This is a genomic window from Microbacterium sp. X-17 (assembly GCF_039615055.1).
This window is the reverse complement of the sequence record NZ_JBDHNI010000014.1, coordinates 1-14806: the sequence shown is the minus strand read 5'-3', so window position 1 is coordinate 14806 and position 14806 is coordinate 1. Positions and strand designations below refer to the sequence as shown.

General features: G+C 67.8%; 15 protein-coding genes and 2 tRNA genes. 6 read left to right on the top strand and 11 right to left on the bottom strand.

Annotated elements, in window-relative coordinates; all coding sequences use genetic code 11:
- Nucleotide 1 precedes the first annotated feature (1 nt).
- The 6 genes from ABCS02_RS34435 to ABCS02_RS34410 all read right to left on the bottom strand — a co-directional run bounded on the left by ABCS02_RS34435 (nucleotide 2) and on the right by ABCS02_RS34410 (nucleotide 3760).
- On the bottom strand, nucleotides 2-325 hold the full coding sequence (locus ABCS02_RS34435) for a hypothetical protein (RefSeq protein WP_179603916.1): 324 nt from the start codon (nucleotides 323-325) through the stop codon (nucleotides 2-4).
- A complete protein-coding gene (locus ABCS02_RS34430; RefSeq protein ID WP_345840232.1) occupies nucleotides 322-477 on the bottom strand; it encodes a hypothetical protein in 156 nt (51 codons plus the stop codon). The genes ABCS02_RS34435 and ABCS02_RS34430 overlap by 4 nt, the downstream gene beginning before the upstream one ends.
- Nucleotides 478-482: 5 nt before the next feature.
- A complete protein-coding gene (locus tag ABCS02_RS34425; protein ID WP_345840231.1) occupies nucleotides 483-1148 on the bottom strand; it encodes a hypothetical protein in 666 nt (221 codons plus the stop codon).
- Nucleotides 1149-1236: 88 nt separating this feature from the next.
- Entirely contained in the window at nucleotides 1237-2340 is a 1104-nt protein-coding gene (locus tag ABCS02_RS34420; RefSeq protein WP_345840230.1) for a hypothetical protein, read from the bottom strand.
- Entirely contained in the window at nucleotides 2337-3086 is a 750-nt protein-coding gene (locus ABCS02_RS34415) for a hypothetical protein (RefSeq protein WP_345840229.1), read from the bottom strand. The genes ABCS02_RS34420 and ABCS02_RS34415 overlap by 4 nt, the downstream gene beginning before the upstream one ends.
- 446 nt (nucleotides 3087-3532) lie before the next feature.
- Nucleotides 3533-3760: a hypothetical protein gene (locus tag ABCS02_RS34410; protein WP_345840228.1), complete on the bottom strand. Its 228-nt coding sequence runs from the start codon at nucleotides 3758-3760 to the stop codon at nucleotides 3533-3535.
- 103 nt (nucleotides 3761-3863) lie between these two features.
- Between ABCS02_RS34410 and ABCS02_RS34405 the strand changes: the two genes are divergently transcribed.
- Both ABCS02_RS34405 and ABCS02_RS34400 read left to right on the top strand, forming a co-directional pair.
- Nucleotides 3864-4457: a helix-turn-helix transcriptional regulator gene (locus tag ABCS02_RS34405; protein ID WP_345840227.1), complete on the top strand. Its 594-nt coding sequence runs from the start codon at nucleotides 3864-3866 to the stop codon at nucleotides 4455-4457.
- A 40-nt stretch (nucleotides 4458-4497) separates the two neighbouring features.
- Nucleotides 4498-5637, top strand: a complete 1140-nt coding sequence (locus ABCS02_RS34400) for a tyrosine-type recombinase/integrase (protein ID WP_345840226.1) — start codon at nucleotides 4498-4500, stop codon at nucleotides 5635-5637.
- Nucleotides 5638-5716: 79 nt separating this feature from the next.
- Here ABCS02_RS34400 and ABCS02_RS34395 read toward each other — a convergent pair.
- From ABCS02_RS34395 to ABCS02_RS34385, 3 genes are all read right to left on the bottom strand, one after another.
- Nucleotides 5717-5790: transfer RNA gene (locus tag ABCS02_RS34395), tRNA-Met, on the bottom strand.
- A gap of 31 nt (nucleotides 5791-5821) precedes the next feature.
- Nucleotides 5822-5893 (bottom strand) — tRNA-Thr (locus ABCS02_RS34390).
- A 128-nt stretch (nucleotides 5894-6021) separates the two neighbouring features.
- A complete protein-coding gene (locus tag ABCS02_RS34385) occupies nucleotides 6022-6978 on the bottom strand; it encodes an aldo/keto reductase (RefSeq protein ID WP_345840225.1) in 957 nt (318 codons plus the stop codon).
- A gap of 109 nt (nucleotides 6979-7087) precedes the next feature.
- Here ABCS02_RS34385 and ABCS02_RS34380 point away from each other — a divergent pair, with 109 nt between their 5' ends.
- On the top strand, nucleotides 7088-7966 hold the full coding sequence (locus ABCS02_RS34380; protein ID WP_345840224.1) for a pentapeptide repeat-containing protein: 879 nt from the start codon (nucleotides 7088-7090) through the stop codon (nucleotides 7964-7966).
- Between the two features lie 199 nt (nucleotides 7967-8165).
- On the top strand, nucleotides 8166-9905 hold the full coding sequence (locus ABCS02_RS34375) for a glycoside hydrolase family 13 protein (protein ID WP_345840223.1): 1740 nt from the start codon (nucleotides 8166-8168) through the stop codon (nucleotides 9903-9905).
- Between the two features lie 112 nt (nucleotides 9906-10017).
- Here the strand turns inward: ABCS02_RS34375 and ABCS02_RS34370 are convergent, their stop codons facing one another.
- Nucleotides 10018-10803, bottom strand: coding sequence for a M23 family metallopeptidase (locus ABCS02_RS34370; RefSeq protein WP_345840222.1), 786 nt, complete (start codon nucleotides 10801-10803; stop codon nucleotides 10018-10020).
- Between the two features lie 52 nt (nucleotides 10804-10855).
- Nucleotides 10856-11668 carry an inositol monophosphatase family protein gene (locus tag ABCS02_RS34365; protein ID WP_345840220.1) on the bottom strand — a complete coding sequence of 271 codons (813 nt, stop codon included), beginning with the start codon at nucleotides 11666-11668 and terminating at the stop codon, nucleotides 10856-10858.
- Between ABCS02_RS34365 and ABCS02_RS34360 the strand changes: the two genes are divergently transcribed.
- Both ABCS02_RS34360 and ABCS02_RS34355 read left to right on the top strand, forming a co-directional pair.
- The gene (locus tag ABCS02_RS34360; protein ID WP_345840219.1) at nucleotides 11667-13409 is read left to right on the top strand and encodes a hypothetical protein; all 1743 of its coding nucleotides are present in this window, start codon (nucleotides 11667-11669) and stop codon (nucleotides 13407-13409) included. The two genes, ABCS02_RS34365 and ABCS02_RS34360, sit on opposite strands and share 2 nt — an antisense overlap.
- A gap of 170 nt (nucleotides 13410-13579) precedes the next feature.
- Complete coding sequence (locus ABCS02_RS34355; RefSeq protein ID WP_345839547.1) at nucleotides 13580-14758, top strand: IS481 family transposase; 1179 nt, start codon at nucleotides 13580-13582, stop codon at nucleotides 14756-14758.
- The last annotated feature ends 48 nt before the right edge of the window (nucleotides 14759-14806 follow it).

Sequence of the window (14806 nt, the reverse complement as noted above, 5' to 3'; positions counted from 1 at the left end):
GTCACGCCACGTGGAGCGACTGGCCCCAGTTGATCAGCCCGGCGATGCTGCCAGCGACTGCAACCCCGGCGAGGCAGCTGAGCACGCCGATGATCCCGGCCTTTTGAACGCGTCCGTTGCTGGAGACGTGGCCGACGACGATGAACCCGGCGGCGATCAGGCCGCCGATCACGCCCAGGATGAGCACGATGGCGAACACGACGTTCGCGATCGTCTGCAAGGCTCCGACGCCGGGCCCTGAGAAGTCCGGGCTGGGGTTCGGAACGGCCGCCACGGTGATGATGCGTGCGTGGACAGTGACGAGGGCTTCGTTGAGTGCATTCATGATTCTTGGTTCCTTTCCGTGGAATCGGTCGACGATTCGGGTTCTTGCGCCTCGCGCATGCGCCGGGCGGCGAGGTAGCCGGAGGCGGCGATGCCGAGCAGAGCGATGCAGATCAGGCCAAGCAGGCCGAGCAGGTTGAAGATCAGGTTCATGACGGTCACTCCCCGCTCGCGGAGGCAGCGCCGGTCGCGGAGGCCGGAAGGGGGACGGTGAGGATGTTCGCCTTGCCCTCTGACGGGATGTTCACGGTGAGTTCGAGTTGGTCGACGCCGGCGGGCACGTAGTAGGCGGCGGCGAAGGATCGACTCTTCTCATTCGGGACCGTCCACGTCGATTGCAAGTTGAATAGCCCGTTGGGCAGCCAGGGCAGGCCAGCGGCTTTGGCGGCGGCGGGACCGTCGGCGGTGTCGAGGACGGCCGGTTCGGGGCGGCCGTCGAACTGGGTGCCCTTGAGGGTGGTGCCGGTGACGTCCTGGAAGTCCTGGTTGCCCTGGGAGGGGATCCACTTGCCGGTCATAGTGACCTTCAGCAACAGCACTCGGGTTCCGACCGGGAAGAGCTCGGAAGGCGAGTCCGGGAGCGTGCACCGGCAGCCGTGCTTGGCCTTGAAGGTGGTGCCGGGGTAGACGTCGACCCAGACGCTGCTGACGATGCCTGATGCCGCCGGCATGGCGTCCTGTGCGGACGTCGACGTCGACGTCGGCGTTGGTTTGGCCGGCGCGACTGTGGTGAACGACGGATTCCGTGTTGGCGTCGTACCGGCGCAGCCTGCGAGGGCCAGGCATGCGAGGAGCGCAACGAGTGCGATCAGCTTCTTGTTCATCTCAGTTCACCTCGGTTTCGTATGCGCCCTTCACTTAGAACTTCCGGTTCGGAGAGATTTGTGGCGCGCATTTGGGAGACTCGTTTGGTCAGGGCACTTGGATGTGCTGGTGGTTGCAGGTATCGGGAAAGTCGCTGGTGAAGTTCGCGAGCACGCCGAGCGTCACGTGGGCGCGGGATCGGCAGTCGCTTTGACCGGCCGATGACCCGTGCGGGGCGTATGGGTCCAGGACGCGGATCAGCTGGACCGATAGCGTGTCCGCGCCGGTGAGGGACTGCCGGTTGATCGCGTAGAAGTCGACAGCCTTGCCTTTCCAGTGCGCGGACGCGGTCCCCGCGCCGGGGGTCATGCCCGTGCAGCGCCGGTTGAGGTCGCTGACCCCGACCTGCTGGAAGGCCTGGACAGCTACGACGATCAGCTGGAGGACGTGCGCGTCGATCGTGCAGTCCGGCGTCGCGGTACCGTCAGCCATGTTGAAGATCTGCTGCTGGTAGCGGGGTTCGAGGAAGTTCAGCTTCTTCGCCTGGATCGCATCAACCAGAACTGCGGCGGCGGCGCGAGCATCTGCTGGCACCTGACATGCTCCGGCGCTCGCTCCCGTCAGGGCGGCGAGGACGTGCTCGGCGGGAGTCCAGAACGGAGCGTAGTGGTTCGGGTCGGCGTTGATCTGGACCGCGTGGGCAACGAGGGTCGGGGCGAGGGTCTGCCAGTCCGGGACATGCAGCATGCGTGTGTAGAACGCGGCGGCAGCGATCGCCGGGTTCATCCGCTCCGCAGGGCTTCCGTAGCCGGCGCCTTGCTGGAAGACGCCGATCGTGGTGTTGTCCACCGCGTCGCCATGGTCCAGGTTGCGGAGGCCGGATTCACCGATCGCGACCATCAGCGCGAGGGTCTGCCCGTGCGGCGGCACGCTGAGTTGCTGGCCGACGGTGATGATCGTCGCGGCGATCTTCAACTGCTCCGACCCGTACCCGTCCACATTCTGGGCCGCCTCGACCGACGGCGCGGATCCACCGCACACACCCCCAGCGCCGCCGAAACCGTTGGTTCCCATCGCGAGAACCAAGCTGACCGGCACGGCGACGAGCGCGACAGGGACGACCAGCACGATGACGGCTGCGACGATCAGGAGGTTCCGAGTCGTCTTTGGATGCGACACCGCATGAGCGGCCGCGGCACCGGCGCCGATCATGCCGCCACCTCCAGCTCGAGGACGTCCCGGGCGATCATCAACAGTCGTTTCGCGGTCGCGATCCGTGCCCGCGCCGAGCCGGGATGGATGTGAAGGGTCGCGGCGATGGTGTCTGCGTCGTCGCCGATCATCCCTGCGACCTCGCGGAATCCGCCGATCTCGGGCACGCACGACACGATCACCGACCCCGTCATCGGCAGTCCCGCGTCCGCGGCTGCAAGGGCGGCGAGCACGGTTCGGGCGGTCTGGCACACCCGCTCGCGGATCGTGCGGACACCGCGCTTGGAGAGCTGATGGGCTTCTGCCACGCGCTCAGCGTCACCGCTTGCCAGGCTCAGGTCGCTCATCACGTGCCAGTCGGATGCACCGACGTAATCGGCAACCAGGACCATCCACCGGTGAGCGTCAAAGCGGCGGATCATCGCCTCGAGCGGGTCGATGTCCGATTCGGACTCCACGTCGACGTCGACAGTGACATCGTCCGTCGGGCCATACTTCCGCTCGATCTCCCGGAGCACGACGTGTCGGGTGATCCCGAACACGAAGGCGTGCGGCGACCCACGCTCCGGGTCATACGTGGAGGACCGGTGCCAGACCGTTTCCCGAGCGACCTGCAGAACGGCGTCGACCTCATTCGGCCAGCCGCGCAGTTGAAAGCGGACGTATGGCCGCAACGTGTCGACTTCACGGAGCAACTCGGTGAGAAGAGCATCCGTCCGCGAGCGGACTTGGGTTCCTCCAGCCACGAGATCACAACCTTCCTTGCATGGAAGTGGCTACTGCGAAGGACCGGGTTCGAGCCGTATCGGCTCGTCAGAACAGGGCTATGTCAGCGCGAATGGGCGCGAGGGAGCCCTCCTTGGATTGGGAAGGTTGAATGTTCCGAAGTGCGCCGGGATATGGGCTTCGGGGCGGCGCGCCCGGATTCGATGATGGAGTGGTGACTTCGACTCTGAAGTTCGGGAGTCTCAGCCACGATGCGTCACCGCCGCCCTGACTCGAATCGCGAGTCGGGAGCGTCGGCAACCGGGGTAAGAATCAGCCGCTCCATTTGGTGCCGCACGCTACCCCCGAACAGGGGTGGTCAGTCGGCGGCACGCCGGGGTGAACGAGCTGTTCTACTGACAGCTCTCGCAGCGCAAATCATCCATCGGATCAACGGGCGCGAGATAGCCGTCGACGAAGTCCTGGATCACGCCGGGGACGACTGGAGGGAGTTGATCGGGGCGTACTCCTTCGTCGTTGTCTGCACGCTCGATTCGATCCATTCGATCACCTCCTCGCGCTTGTAGAGCACAGTTCGAGGGGTGGGCTTGTAGAACCGGGGGCCGGTTCCGTGGCAGCGGAGGCCGGCCAACGCGGTCAACGTCAAGCCGGTGAGTTCCGCAACATCGGCGGGCTGAATGTATTCACCAGTCATATCAGTTACCTCCTTTTCGACAACAAAAGCGCTATCGATCTGTTAGAGCGAATGTAGCCGATTTGAGGTAGCTTGACAAGAGAAGGTTGGATATCCTGTCGAAATGGCAGGCTTTCGATCAGAGGGAAACATCGGCGCGCGTATTAAGTTGGCGCGAAAAGAACGAGGATTTCGCACAACTCGAGACCTGGCCGACGCCATCCCGGGCGGGAACGTCACCCAGGCGATTCTGGAGAACATCGAATCCGGCAGGAAAGCTGACATCAGCATCACCCAGCTGCTGAACATCGCTCGCGGTTTAGGAGTTCCGATCAGCATGCTGCTTGCCCCAATCGGCACACCGGACGCCGAACTCGACCTTCCGAACCTCAGCGATGACTTCGCGGGCATGACGGCCGCGGAGTTCGATTGCTGGTTGTCCGCGACACCGGCTAGCTCCTATCGACCCCGCGTCGCGGCCGAACGCGTCGACATCGACATCCTGACCTCTCTACGCGAGCTCGGATCACTCCGCCGGGAGATCGATCGACTGAGGATCGTCGTCGAGACCCGAAAGGCGTCGCGGGATCGCGATCTGATCGAGACGAACCACCTTGTTCAGAAGCGACTGGACCGTATCGCTCAAGACGCAGCGAGCGTCGCAAGTCTTCTTGAGAATGCAGGGTTGGAGCTCCCGCAAGACGACGAAGAGTCGTAAGCGATCGGAACTGCCTGCGCGACGAGAGGGGTGAGAGGCAATGGTTCGACCGAGAACACCCATCGGCAGCTTTGGGAACGTCACCGTCGCCCAAGTCACGGACGGCAAATGGCGCGCCCGCACACGCTACCGATTTGAGGACGGCGTGCTTCGTCAGATCGAGCGCTTCGGCCCGACCAAGGCCAAGGCCCGCAACTCCTTGCAGCGCGCCCTCACCGCAGTCGAGTCAACAACAAGCAAGAGCCTCAAGCGAGAGACCACCCTCTCTGCTCTCGCGGACGCCTTCCTGGAGAGCAAGGCGGATCGGGCGCCGCGCACGGTCGACACCTACCGACAGACGATCGAGCACCTCATCCGACCCAAGATCGGATCGCTCGCCGTCTCAGAAGCCACCACTGAACGACTCGATCGCTTCATCAGCAGCGTGAGCTCGAGCAACGGCCCGGGGGCCGCGAAAGCGTGCCGCGCGGTCCTCTCCGGAATGATGGGCTTGGCCGCGCGGTCCGACCTCGTACGAACGAATCCCGTCCGCGAGATCGGACACATCAAGCGTCAGCGCAATGGCGCGACAGCCATCCCCCTTGATGTGCTGCCCACGCTCCTGGAAGCGGTCAAACACGATGAGCGCCTACGACAGGTCGATCAGGTCGACGTCATCTTCTTCCTCGCCAGCACCGGCTGCCGCCTCGGCGAAGTGCTCGCCGTCAAGTGGGACGCCGTCGACCTCGACGCCGGATTGCTGACCATCAAGGCGAACGTCATCCGAGCTCAAGGCAAAGGCGTAATCATCCAGGACCATCCCAAGACCGCCGCCGGCGCCCGCACGATCGCCATCGCCGACTCGCTCGTCGAGCTGCTGCGCCGACGCAAAACCGAATTCAAAGTCGCAAACGCTCACGACCTGGTCTTCCCCACCATTCGCGGCAAGATCCGCGACCCCCGCAACACGTCACGAGATTGGCGCGACGCTCGAGTGCGACTGGGCTTCCCCGAGGTCACCAGTCACAGCTTCAGAAAGACCGTCGCGACCGCGTTGGACCAAGCCGGAATGACGGCACGAGAGATCGCCGAGTACCTCGGCCATGAGAACCCATCGCTCACCCAGGACGTCTACATGGCCAAGAACACCGGCGGCGCCAGGGCCGCCGCAGCCCTCGACAAGGTCGTAGGAGCGAATTGAATGTGCGGGGTTTATGCGGGGTGGAGCATCACCCCTTAAACCAAAAACCCCCCGGAACCTTGAGATTCCGGGGGTTTTGTAGCGAGGGCGGGACTCGAACCCGCGACACCACGATTATGAGCCGTGTGCTCTAACCACCTGAGCTACCCCGCCGTAGCCTCCCGGTGTCGCGACCGGGAGACGGAGCCCCCTGTGGGAATCGGACCCACTACCTCTTCCTTACCAAGGAAGTGCTCTACCAATGAGCTAAGGGGGCGAAGCCGGGCATCCGGAAGGGTCCGGGCCGTTTTCGGCAACCGTACGAGGATACCATCCCCGCGAGGGTGCTTCGTACCACCCGGACCCCCCGGATCACGCCCGGAACGTCCCCGGTTCAGCCCCGGATCACGCGGCCTTCGCGGCCTCCGAGGCGCCGTCGAGCGCGTCCAGCTGGTCGGCGGTCAGCACGAGGTCCACCGAGGCCAGGAGGTCGGGGAGCTGCTCCAGCGTGCGGGCGCTCGCGATCGGCGCGGTGATGGTCGGCTGGGCCGCGAGCCAGGCGAGCGCGGTGGTCGCGACGGAGACGCCGTGCGCGGCGGAGACCTCGTCCAAAGCGGCGAGCACGCTGCGGCCGGTCTCGTCCAGGTACTTGGCGGCGCCGCCGGCGCGGGGGCTGTCGACGGTCACGCCGTCGCGGTACTTGCCGGTCAGGAAGCCGGCGGCGAGCGCGAAGTACGGCATCACGCCCAGGCCCTCGCGCTCGACGATCGGGCGGTACTTCTCCTCGTAGGCGCGCTCGACCAGGTTGTAGTGCGGCTGGAGGGCGACCGCGCGGTGGAAGCCCTCGCGCTCGGTGATCGCGAACCACTCCTCGATGCGCTCCGGCGAGTAGTTCGAGATGGCGATGTGGCGGACCTTGCCCGCGTCCACGAGACCGGAGAGCGCGGCGACGGTCTCCTCCAGCGGCACCGACTGGTCGTCGAAGTGCGCGTAGTAGAGGTCGATGTGGTCGCTCTGCAGGCGCTCGAGGGACGCGTCGGCGGCGCGGCGGATGTTGTCGGCCGCCAGGCCCTTGAAGTCGGGGTGCTGGCTGACCTTGGTCGCGAGCACGACGTCGTCGCGTCGGCCGCGCGCCGCGAACCACTCGCCGAGGATGCGCTCCGAGTCGCCGCCGGTGTTGCCCGGCACCCACGCCGAGTAGCCGTCAGCGGTGTCCACGAAGTTGCCGCCCGCCGCCGTGTAGGCGTCGAGGACGGCGAAGGACGTGTCGCGGTCGGCCGTCCAGCCGAAGACGTTTCCGCCCAGTGAGAGAGGGAAGACCTGGAGGTCGGAGGTTCCGATGGCGCGGCGCGGTGAAGTCATTCCGTGATCCTTTCGTGGCTGTCCCTCCACGCTAACGCGGCGTCTCCGTGGCTATTCCGAATGCGTCGAAGATGTGGAGAGGTCACACGCGCGGCTCTACTGTGGAGGAATGTCCCCCGCCCTCGCACCCGAGCGCGAACTCGTCGCCGACTGCGCCTCCTGCTCGGGGCTGTGCTGCGTCGCGCTCGCCTTCGCGCGCTCCGCGGACTTCGCCTTCGACAAGCCCGCGGGCGAGGAGTGCGTGAACCTGGAGGACGGCTTCGGCTGCCGCATCCACCCGCAGCTGCGCGAGCGCGGCTTCAAGGGCTGCACGGTGTTCGACTGCTTCGGCGCCGGCCAGCTCGTCACCCGGCACACCTTCGGCGGCAGGTCGTGGCGCGACGACGCGGGCATCCGCGCGGAGATGTTCGCCGTCTTCCCGATCGTCCGCCAGCTCCACGAGCTGCTCTGGTACCTCCGCGAGGCCCTCGCGATGCCCGCCGCGGCGCCCCTCCACGACGCCTTGCGCGCGTCCTGGGACGAGGTCACGGCGGCGGCCGACGCGGCTCCCGCGGTCATCCTCGAACTCGACATCGACGAGCTCCGCGCCCCCGCGGCGGCCCTGCTCCGGGAGGCCGCCCGGCTGACCCGCGAAGCGGCACGCGACGACGCGCCCCGCGAGCCCCGCCGCACCTCCACCCCGCTCCGCGTCAAGAGCTCCCGCCTCTCCCCTGGAGCCGACCTCCTCGGCGCGGACCTGCGCGGAGCAGACCTCCGCGGCGCCGAGCTGCGAGGCGCCCTCCTCATCGGCGCCGACCTCCGCGACGCCGACCTGACCGCCGCCGAGCTCATCGGCGCCGACCTCCGCGACGCACGGCTCGACGGCGCCGCGCTCGACCGCGCCATCTACCTCACGCAGCCCCAGGTCGACGCGGCGCGAGGGGATGGACGCACCCGGCTGCCCGCCGCGCTCCACCGTCCGTCGCACTGGCGCAGCCCCTCGCGCTGAGCCGCACCCCCCTGGCGTTCACCCCGCCGATCCCGTCACAGAACCCCGCACTCAGTCGAGGGGGCTAGCATTGCTGCCAGCGCCGACGTCGGCGCGCCGATCCCGGTGCCGCGAGCGGCGGCGTGCGAGGAACGACGGCGCCCCCGATCGTTCCCGCAACGCGTGCCCGCAGCGACTCCCCGTCCTGAAGCCAAGACAGGTGATCCCCATTACTTCCGAATCCTCCCGCACGCTCTCGCCCAGTACCCCCGGCCGCGAGTGGTGGCGCTCCGCCGTCATCTACCAGGTGTACCCGCGCTCGTTCGCGGACGCCGACGGCGACGGGATGGGCGACCTCGCGGGCATCACCCGCCGCCTCCCCGCGCTCCGCGACCTGGGCGTCGACGCCGTGTGGCTGTCGCCGTTCTTCACCTCGCCCCAGAACGACGCGGGCTACGACGTGGCCGACTACCGCGACGTCGACCCCAGCTTCGGCACGCTCGCCGACTTCGACACGATGCTGGAGGAGGCGCACAGCCTCGGGCTCCGCGTCATCATCGACATCGTCCCCAACCACTCCTCCAGCGACCACGTCTGGTTCCAGGAGGCCCTCGCCTCGGCTCCCGGCAGTGCGGAGCGCGCCCGCTACCTGTTCCGCGACGGCAAAGGCGCGAACGGCGACGAGGCCCCCAACAACTGGGAGTCCATCTTCGGCGGCCCGGCCTGGACGCGCATCACCGAGGCGGACGGCACCCCCGGCCAGTGGTACCTCCACCTGTTCGACAAGTCGCAGCCCGACTTCGACTGGGACAAGCCGTGGGTGCGGGAGCAGTTCCGCGGCGTGCTGCGGTTCTGGCTCGATCGCGGCGTCGACGGCTTCCGGGTGGACGTCGCCCACGGCATGATCAAGGAGGCCGGCCTCCCCGACTACACCCCGCCTGCGAACGCCGGCAGCATGGGCGGCGGCGCCATCGCGACCACGACCGGCGGCATCGTCCTGGAGCCGCAGATCAGCGCCCACGCCGAGGGCGAGCCCGTCACGCCGCCGTACTTCGGGCAGGACGGCGTCCACGACATCTACCGCGACTGGCACCGGGTCCTGGAGGAGTACGAGGGCGACCGCGTGCTCTGCGGCGAGGCCTGGGTGGAGCCGATCGAGAAGCTCGCGAACTGGGTCCGTCCCGACGAGATGCAGCAGACCTTCAACTTCGGCTACCTGGAGACGCCGTGGGACGCGGTGGCGCTCCGCGCGGTGATCGACCGCTCGATCGCCGTCTTCGGCAGCGTCGGCGCCCCGAGCACGTGGGTGCTCTCCAACCACGACGTCGTCCGGCACGCCACCCGGCTGGCGCTGACCGGCGACAACCCGCAGGGTCACGGCATCGGCCCGAAGTCGACCGGCATCCCCGACCCGGCCTTCGCCCTGCGCCGCGCCCGCGCCGCGACCGCCCTCATGCTCGCGCTCCCCGGCTCGGCCTACCTGTACCAGGGCGAGGAGCTCGGCCTCCCGGAGGCCATCGACCTCCCCGACGACGCCCGCGAGGACCCCACCTGGTTCCGGACGAACGGCGAGCGCTACGGCCGCGACGGCTGCCGCGTGCCGATCCCGTGGGAGGGCGCCGACCCGTCGTACGGCTTCGGCCCCGGCCCGAAGAGCTGGCTGCCGCAGCCCGCGACCTGGGCGGAGTACACCCGCTCGTCGCAGGAGGGCGTGCCCGGCTCGACGCTGACCATGTACCAGGAGGCGCTGGCCGCCCGCCGCGAGCACGACCTCGCGTTCGGCGAGCTGCAGTGGTCGAACGCGGGTGAGAACGCGCTGCTGTTCCGCTCCGGGAAGGTCACCGTCGCCGTCAACTTCGGCAAGGCCCCGCTGCCGCTGCCCGAGGGCACCGTCATCCTCGCGAGCGGCCCGCTCGCCGACGGCATGCTCCCCGAGGACACCACCGCCTGGCTGGTCTGACCACCCAACCCGCCGCTAACGGAGGAGACCCGCCCCACTCAGGCTCGGATCTCCTCCGTTAGCTGTCCCCAGCCCGCGTGTCGGCCCGGATCTCCTCCGTTGGCCACGGCCCTCAGCTCGCGTTGGCCTTCAACCACGCAACAGGATCGACCGGCTTGGTGCCGTCCAGCCTTATCTCGAAGTGGAGGTGCGGCCCGGTCGACACCCCGGTGTTCCCCACCCTGCCCACGATGTCCGCCACCCGCACCTGCTGACCCTTCACGACCTGCACCGAGCCCGTCCGCATGTGGCAGTACTTGCTGCTGACGAGGCGCCCGTCGATCTGGTGGTCGATGGTGACGTTCACGCCGCAGCCGCCGCGGTCGCCCGTCACGACCTCCCGCACCACGCCGTCGGCGATGATCTGGATGGGCACGCCGTCGCCCGGCGCGAAGTCCACCCCGAGGTGGTTCGTGGAGGCGCCCTCGGTCGGCGCAGCGCGCGGCCCGAACCCGGACGTGATCGGCACCCCGACCGGGAACGGCCACTGGATGGCTCCCGCCGGGTTGTTGCGGAACGTGTCCGCGATCCGCAACGATTGCAGCGCGGCGAGCTGCTCGCCGGAGGTCGCGGCGGCGCCGTCGCGGACGATCGCCTCCCGCTCGGTCGCAGCGATGCTGTCGAGCGCCTGGACCTCCCCCTCCGACGCGGAAGCCCCGGAGAACGCGGCCGACGCGGTCCGCGCGCGGACCTGATCCTCGGTCAGCAGCGCCATCGCCGGGACGGTGGTCGCGACCGCGATCCCGAGGACCGAGAGCATCGCGAGGACGCTCACCCCACGGCCGAAGCGCGGCTCGCGTGCCCGCTGGGCCGCTCGCTCACGCTGCCGGAGCGCGCGGCGGGTCGGGTTCGGGGGCACCCGACCCAATATAACGAAACGGTAACTGCCTCACCACTCGGGAGGCCGCCGGTCACTCCCAGTGCCGGTAGTACGCCTGCACCAGCGGGTCGAGCTGCGCGTACAGGCCGGGCGCCGCCGCGAGCAGCAGTGCCTTCCCGGCCGGAGCCCCGTACAGCCCGCCGACTGTCGCCCCCGCCTCCTGCGCGATGAGCGCGCCGGCCGCGTGATCCCACGGGTTCAGCCCGCGCTCGTAGTAGGCGTCGAGCCGCCCGCACGCCACAGAGCACAGGTCGAGGGAGGCCGCCCCGATCCGCCGGACGTCCCGCACCTGCGGGATCAGCTCGGTCACGAACGCCGCCTGCCTGCGCCGGATCTCCGGGTCGTACCCGAACCCGGTCCCGACGAGCGCGAGCGGCAACTCCACCCCCTCATTGACCCGGATCGGCTCGCCGTTCACCCGCGCACCACCTCCCGCGGCCGCCGTGAACACCTCCCCGGTCGCCGGATTCACGACCGCCCCGGCCAGCGTCCGCCACGTCGCCGGGTCCGGGTCGCCCTCCACGACGGCGACACTGACCGCCCACGCCGGGATGTCGTAGAAGTAGTTGACCGTCCCGTCGATCGGGTCGACCACCCAGGTGAGCCCACTGCTCCCCCGCTCGCCGCCGGACTCCTCCCCGAGGAACCCGTCCCGCGGCCGCGACGCCTCCAGAGCGCCGCGGATCAGGTCCTCGGCCTCCCGGTCGGCGCGCGTGACGATGTCGGTGATGGTCGACTTGGAGGCCGCGATCTCCACCCCGTCGCGCCTCCGTTGCAGCGCGAGAGCGGCGGCGCGACGCGCGACGGTGGTGGCGATCTCGAGCAGCTCGTTGGGGGTGGGCATGGGGACAAGCCTGGCATCTATCGGGCATGAACACTATTTCTCGTTCACCTGGCTCGCCGGTAACATCTTCCATATGAAATCCAGCACCACACAACGCCGGGCCTTCCTCGGCGCGGCCGCCGCCGGCATCGCCGGGGTGGCGACCTCCGTCGCCACCGCAACACCTGCCGCCGCCGTCGAGGACAGCATCCCGGCCAGCCAGAAGGGCGCGGCCAACGGTGTTGCGCCGCTCGACGGGAGCAAGAAGGTCCCGGTCGAACACATCCCGACCGAGGACGGCAAAGCGCCTGCTTCCGTCGAGCACCTCTCGATCCGCGCACGAGACCGGTCGATCGGCTCGACCTGGGAGGCCGACCAGTCGGAGAAGATCCAGGCCGCCGTCAACGAGGCTGCTACCGCCGGAGCACGGCTCGTCTTCCAGAAGGGCGTCTACATCTGCAGCAACATCAATATCCCGGCGAACAGCTGGATCGGAAGCGCCTCCACCCCGCACTCGCTTGCGGGAAGCCCGCCGGTTCGAATCGTCAACAAAGACCGCGCAGACACCCCGATCTTCTGGTGGGGAGGCGACGGAGTCAACGCCTACGGCATCCGCCTCGAAGGCCTGACCTTCTGGGGCGGCATGGCAGCTGTGACGGGCCCGCTCCTGCATCAGCGCACCGGTTTTGAGGTGCAGATCGACAACGTTCAACTCTTGGAGAATTGGCACGGGCCCGGCTTCGTCATCGACGGGGCGTCGAACTGCCGCTACGTCGATCTGCAGGTCCAGAACTGCGGCACCACAGCCTGGCCCGCCGTCATGATGAATCACGGCGGTCACCCGTGGCCTTCCAACAGCGCACCTTATAGCAACACCAACGACTTCGATCGGCTCCGGGTGGAGCGCGCACCGAACGTCGGGATGTCCATTGGGATGACCGACTCCTGGGACAAAGGATCAGCCGAGTTCACCCGTTTGACGTCACCGCACTTCGAGACCGATGCACAGGCAGGCGTCAAGGACGCGCTCATCCAGGTCGGCAACGTCTACAACCTCGACATCGTCGCTCCGACGTTCGTCGCCGGGCCAGGTGGCGCTCTGTCACACCTCGAGGCAGCGCGCTCCAGCGCGTCGCGACTCGACCCAGGCGGCATCACCGTCCTCGGCGGGTCCACCGTCGGCCGCTATCGTGCGCCGGCAAAGTCGACGACTGCCGAGAACCGCACGAACCCGTACATGTTCGACCTCCAGTCCGGAAACGGTTTCGCGCTGCTCGGCACCCGTGTCACGGGCTACAACAACGATGGGGTGGCTGTCCGCATCGGCGAGAAGTACGGCCCTGACGTCCAGTTGCAGCCTCTGTTCCGCTCGTGGGGCGCGTACAACCGCGACGGCTTCGCCGGTCGGCTGGCGCTCGCGAGCGATGCCCGCAAGAGCGTCTCGCCCACGGCACGGGTCGAGAGCCCTGCCGGCTCTGACGCGAAGGTGACCGTAACCGGCAGGGACCGACGCGGGCACATCGAGTTCACCCCGGGCGCCGGTGCGGCGAAGGGAACGCAGTTCACGTTCACCCTCACCCGGACGCTCCGGAGTCGCCCCGTCGTCACTCTGACGCCGGAAAACGTCGGCAACATCTACCCGTCCGTCGGCGCCATGCTCAAGAACGTCTACTTCGGCTCATTTCAGGTCGCGTTCGCGACGGCGCCCGAGCCCGGCAGAACGTACACATTCCACTACGCCCTGGAGGAAGTGCAGGAGTAAGCCGGCGACTTCATTGTCGACTGACGCGACCATGGATAGCGCGAAGAGCCCGGCCGATCGGCCGGGCTCTTCGCTTTTCCCATACGTGGCGAGTGAGGTGTCTGGGTTCACGACATAGGCGACAGTTGATAGGTGACACATGAGTCGCGTCATAGGCGACAGTCGCTCTCGTGTCGAAGAACCGGGTCGCCGTTTTGAAGGTCGTTTCCAAGCAGCTCACCGTCGCCGCGGCGTCGGCTGAGTATGGGATGAGCCGCCAGCATCTACATCGACTCCTTGCCCGTTATCGCCAGGGCGGCTTGGACGCGGTCGAGCCGCGCTCTCGGGCACCACATACCAGCCCGCAGCAGACCGCCCCCGAAGTCAGGGAGCGGGTCGTGCAGCTGCGGCAAGAGCTGATCGGGAACGGGTTGGATGCCGGCCCGGCCACCATCGCATGGCACCTCGAGCACGAGGGCCTACCCGCACCATCCACCTCGACCATCCGGCGCATCCTCCACGAGGCCGGGCTCGTGGTGCCCGAGCCGCGCAAACGACCACGCTCCTCCTATATCCGCTTCCAAGCCGCGCAACCAAACGAGACCTGGCAGTCCGACTTCACCCACTGGCGCCTGGCCGACGGCACCGATATCGAGATCCTGAACTGGCTGGACGACCACTCCCGCTACCTGCTGGCCTGCACCGCCCACCGCCCGGTCACCGGAGACGATGTCGTCGCCATCTTCTTGAACACAACCGAGAACTACGGCGTCCCGGCCTCCACCCTGACCGACAACGGACGCGTTTATACCGCCCGCTTCGGCGGCGGCCGCAACGCCTTCGAATACCTGCTCCCGCTCCTGGGCGTCACCCAGAAGAACGGCTCACCAGGCCACCCGCAAACCCAGGGCAAGATCGAACGCTTCCACCAAACGCAGAAACGGTGGCTCGCAGCCCGCCCCGCCGCCCACGACCTCGCCGAGATGCAAGCCCAGCTCGAAACCTTTCGCGACCACTACAACGAGCAACGCCCCCACCGCGCCCTGAACCGATCAACACCCGGGCAGGCCTACCGGGCAACCCCGAAGGCCCTCCCCGCTGAACCCCGCACCCCTGGCCACTACCGGATCCGCTACGACCACGTCGACCAGCACGGCAAAATCAGCCTCCGCCGCGCCGGCCGCATGCACCACCTCGGCATCGGCGCCGACCACCGCGGCACCCGCGTCCTCGCCCTCGCCGACGACGCCACCATCACCGTCATCGCCCTACACACCGGCGAGGTGCTCTCCACCCACACCATCGACCCCACCCGCAGCTACTGGCGCAACCAACAGAAGGAGCCCGGCCGATGGCCGGGCTCTCTCTGAGTAACCAATGTCGCGACTCATCTGGAACACATGTCCCGACTCATCACA

What these genes read in the sequence shown, in the direction of transcription:
- ABCS02_RS34385 (WP_345840225.1), bottom strand. Translation starts at nt 6,978, where the DNA reads ATGACTTCACCGCGCCGCGCCATCGGAACCTCCGACCTCCAGGTCTTC.
- ABCS02_RS34360 (WP_345840219.1), top strand. Translation starts at nt 11,667, where the DNA reads ATGGGGACAAGCCTGGCATCTATCGGGCATGAACACTATTTCTCGTTC.
- ABCS02_RS34400 (WP_345840226.1), top strand. Translation starts at nt 4,498, where the DNA reads ATGGTTCGACCGAGAACACCCATCGGCAGCTTTGGGAACGTCACCGTC.
- ABCS02_RS34410 (WP_345840228.1), bottom strand. Translation starts at nt 3,760, where the DNA reads ATGACTGGTGAATACATTCAGCCCGCCGATGTTGCGGAACTCACCGGC.
- ABCS02_RS34365 (WP_345840220.1), bottom strand. Translation starts at nt 11,668, where the DNA reads ATGCCCACCCCCAACGAGCTGCTCGAGATCGCCACCACCGTCGCGCGT.
- ABCS02_RS34420 (WP_345840230.1), bottom strand. Translation starts at nt 2,340, where the DNA reads ATGATCGGCGCCGGTGCCGCGGCCGCTCATGCGGTGTCGCATCCAAAG.
- ABCS02_RS34425 (WP_345840231.1), bottom strand. Translation starts at nt 1,148, where the DNA reads ATGAACAAGAAGCTGATCGCACTCGTTGCGCTCCTCGCATGCCTGGCC.
- ABCS02_RS34430 (WP_345840232.1), bottom strand. Translation starts at nt 477, where the DNA reads ATGAACCTGATCTTCAACCTGCTCGGCCTGCTTGGCCTGATCTGCATC.
- ABCS02_RS34435 (WP_179603916.1), bottom strand. Translation starts at nt 325, where the DNA reads ATGAATGCACTCAACGAAGCCCTCGTCACTGTCCACGCACGCATCATC.
- ABCS02_RS34405 (WP_345840227.1), top strand. Translation starts at nt 3,864, where the DNA reads ATGGCAGGCTTTCGATCAGAGGGAAACATCGGCGCGCGTATTAAGTTG.
- ABCS02_RS34380 (WP_345840224.1), top strand. Translation starts at nt 7,088, where the DNA reads ATGTCCCCCGCCCTCGCACCCGAGCGCGAACTCGTCGCCGACTGCGCC.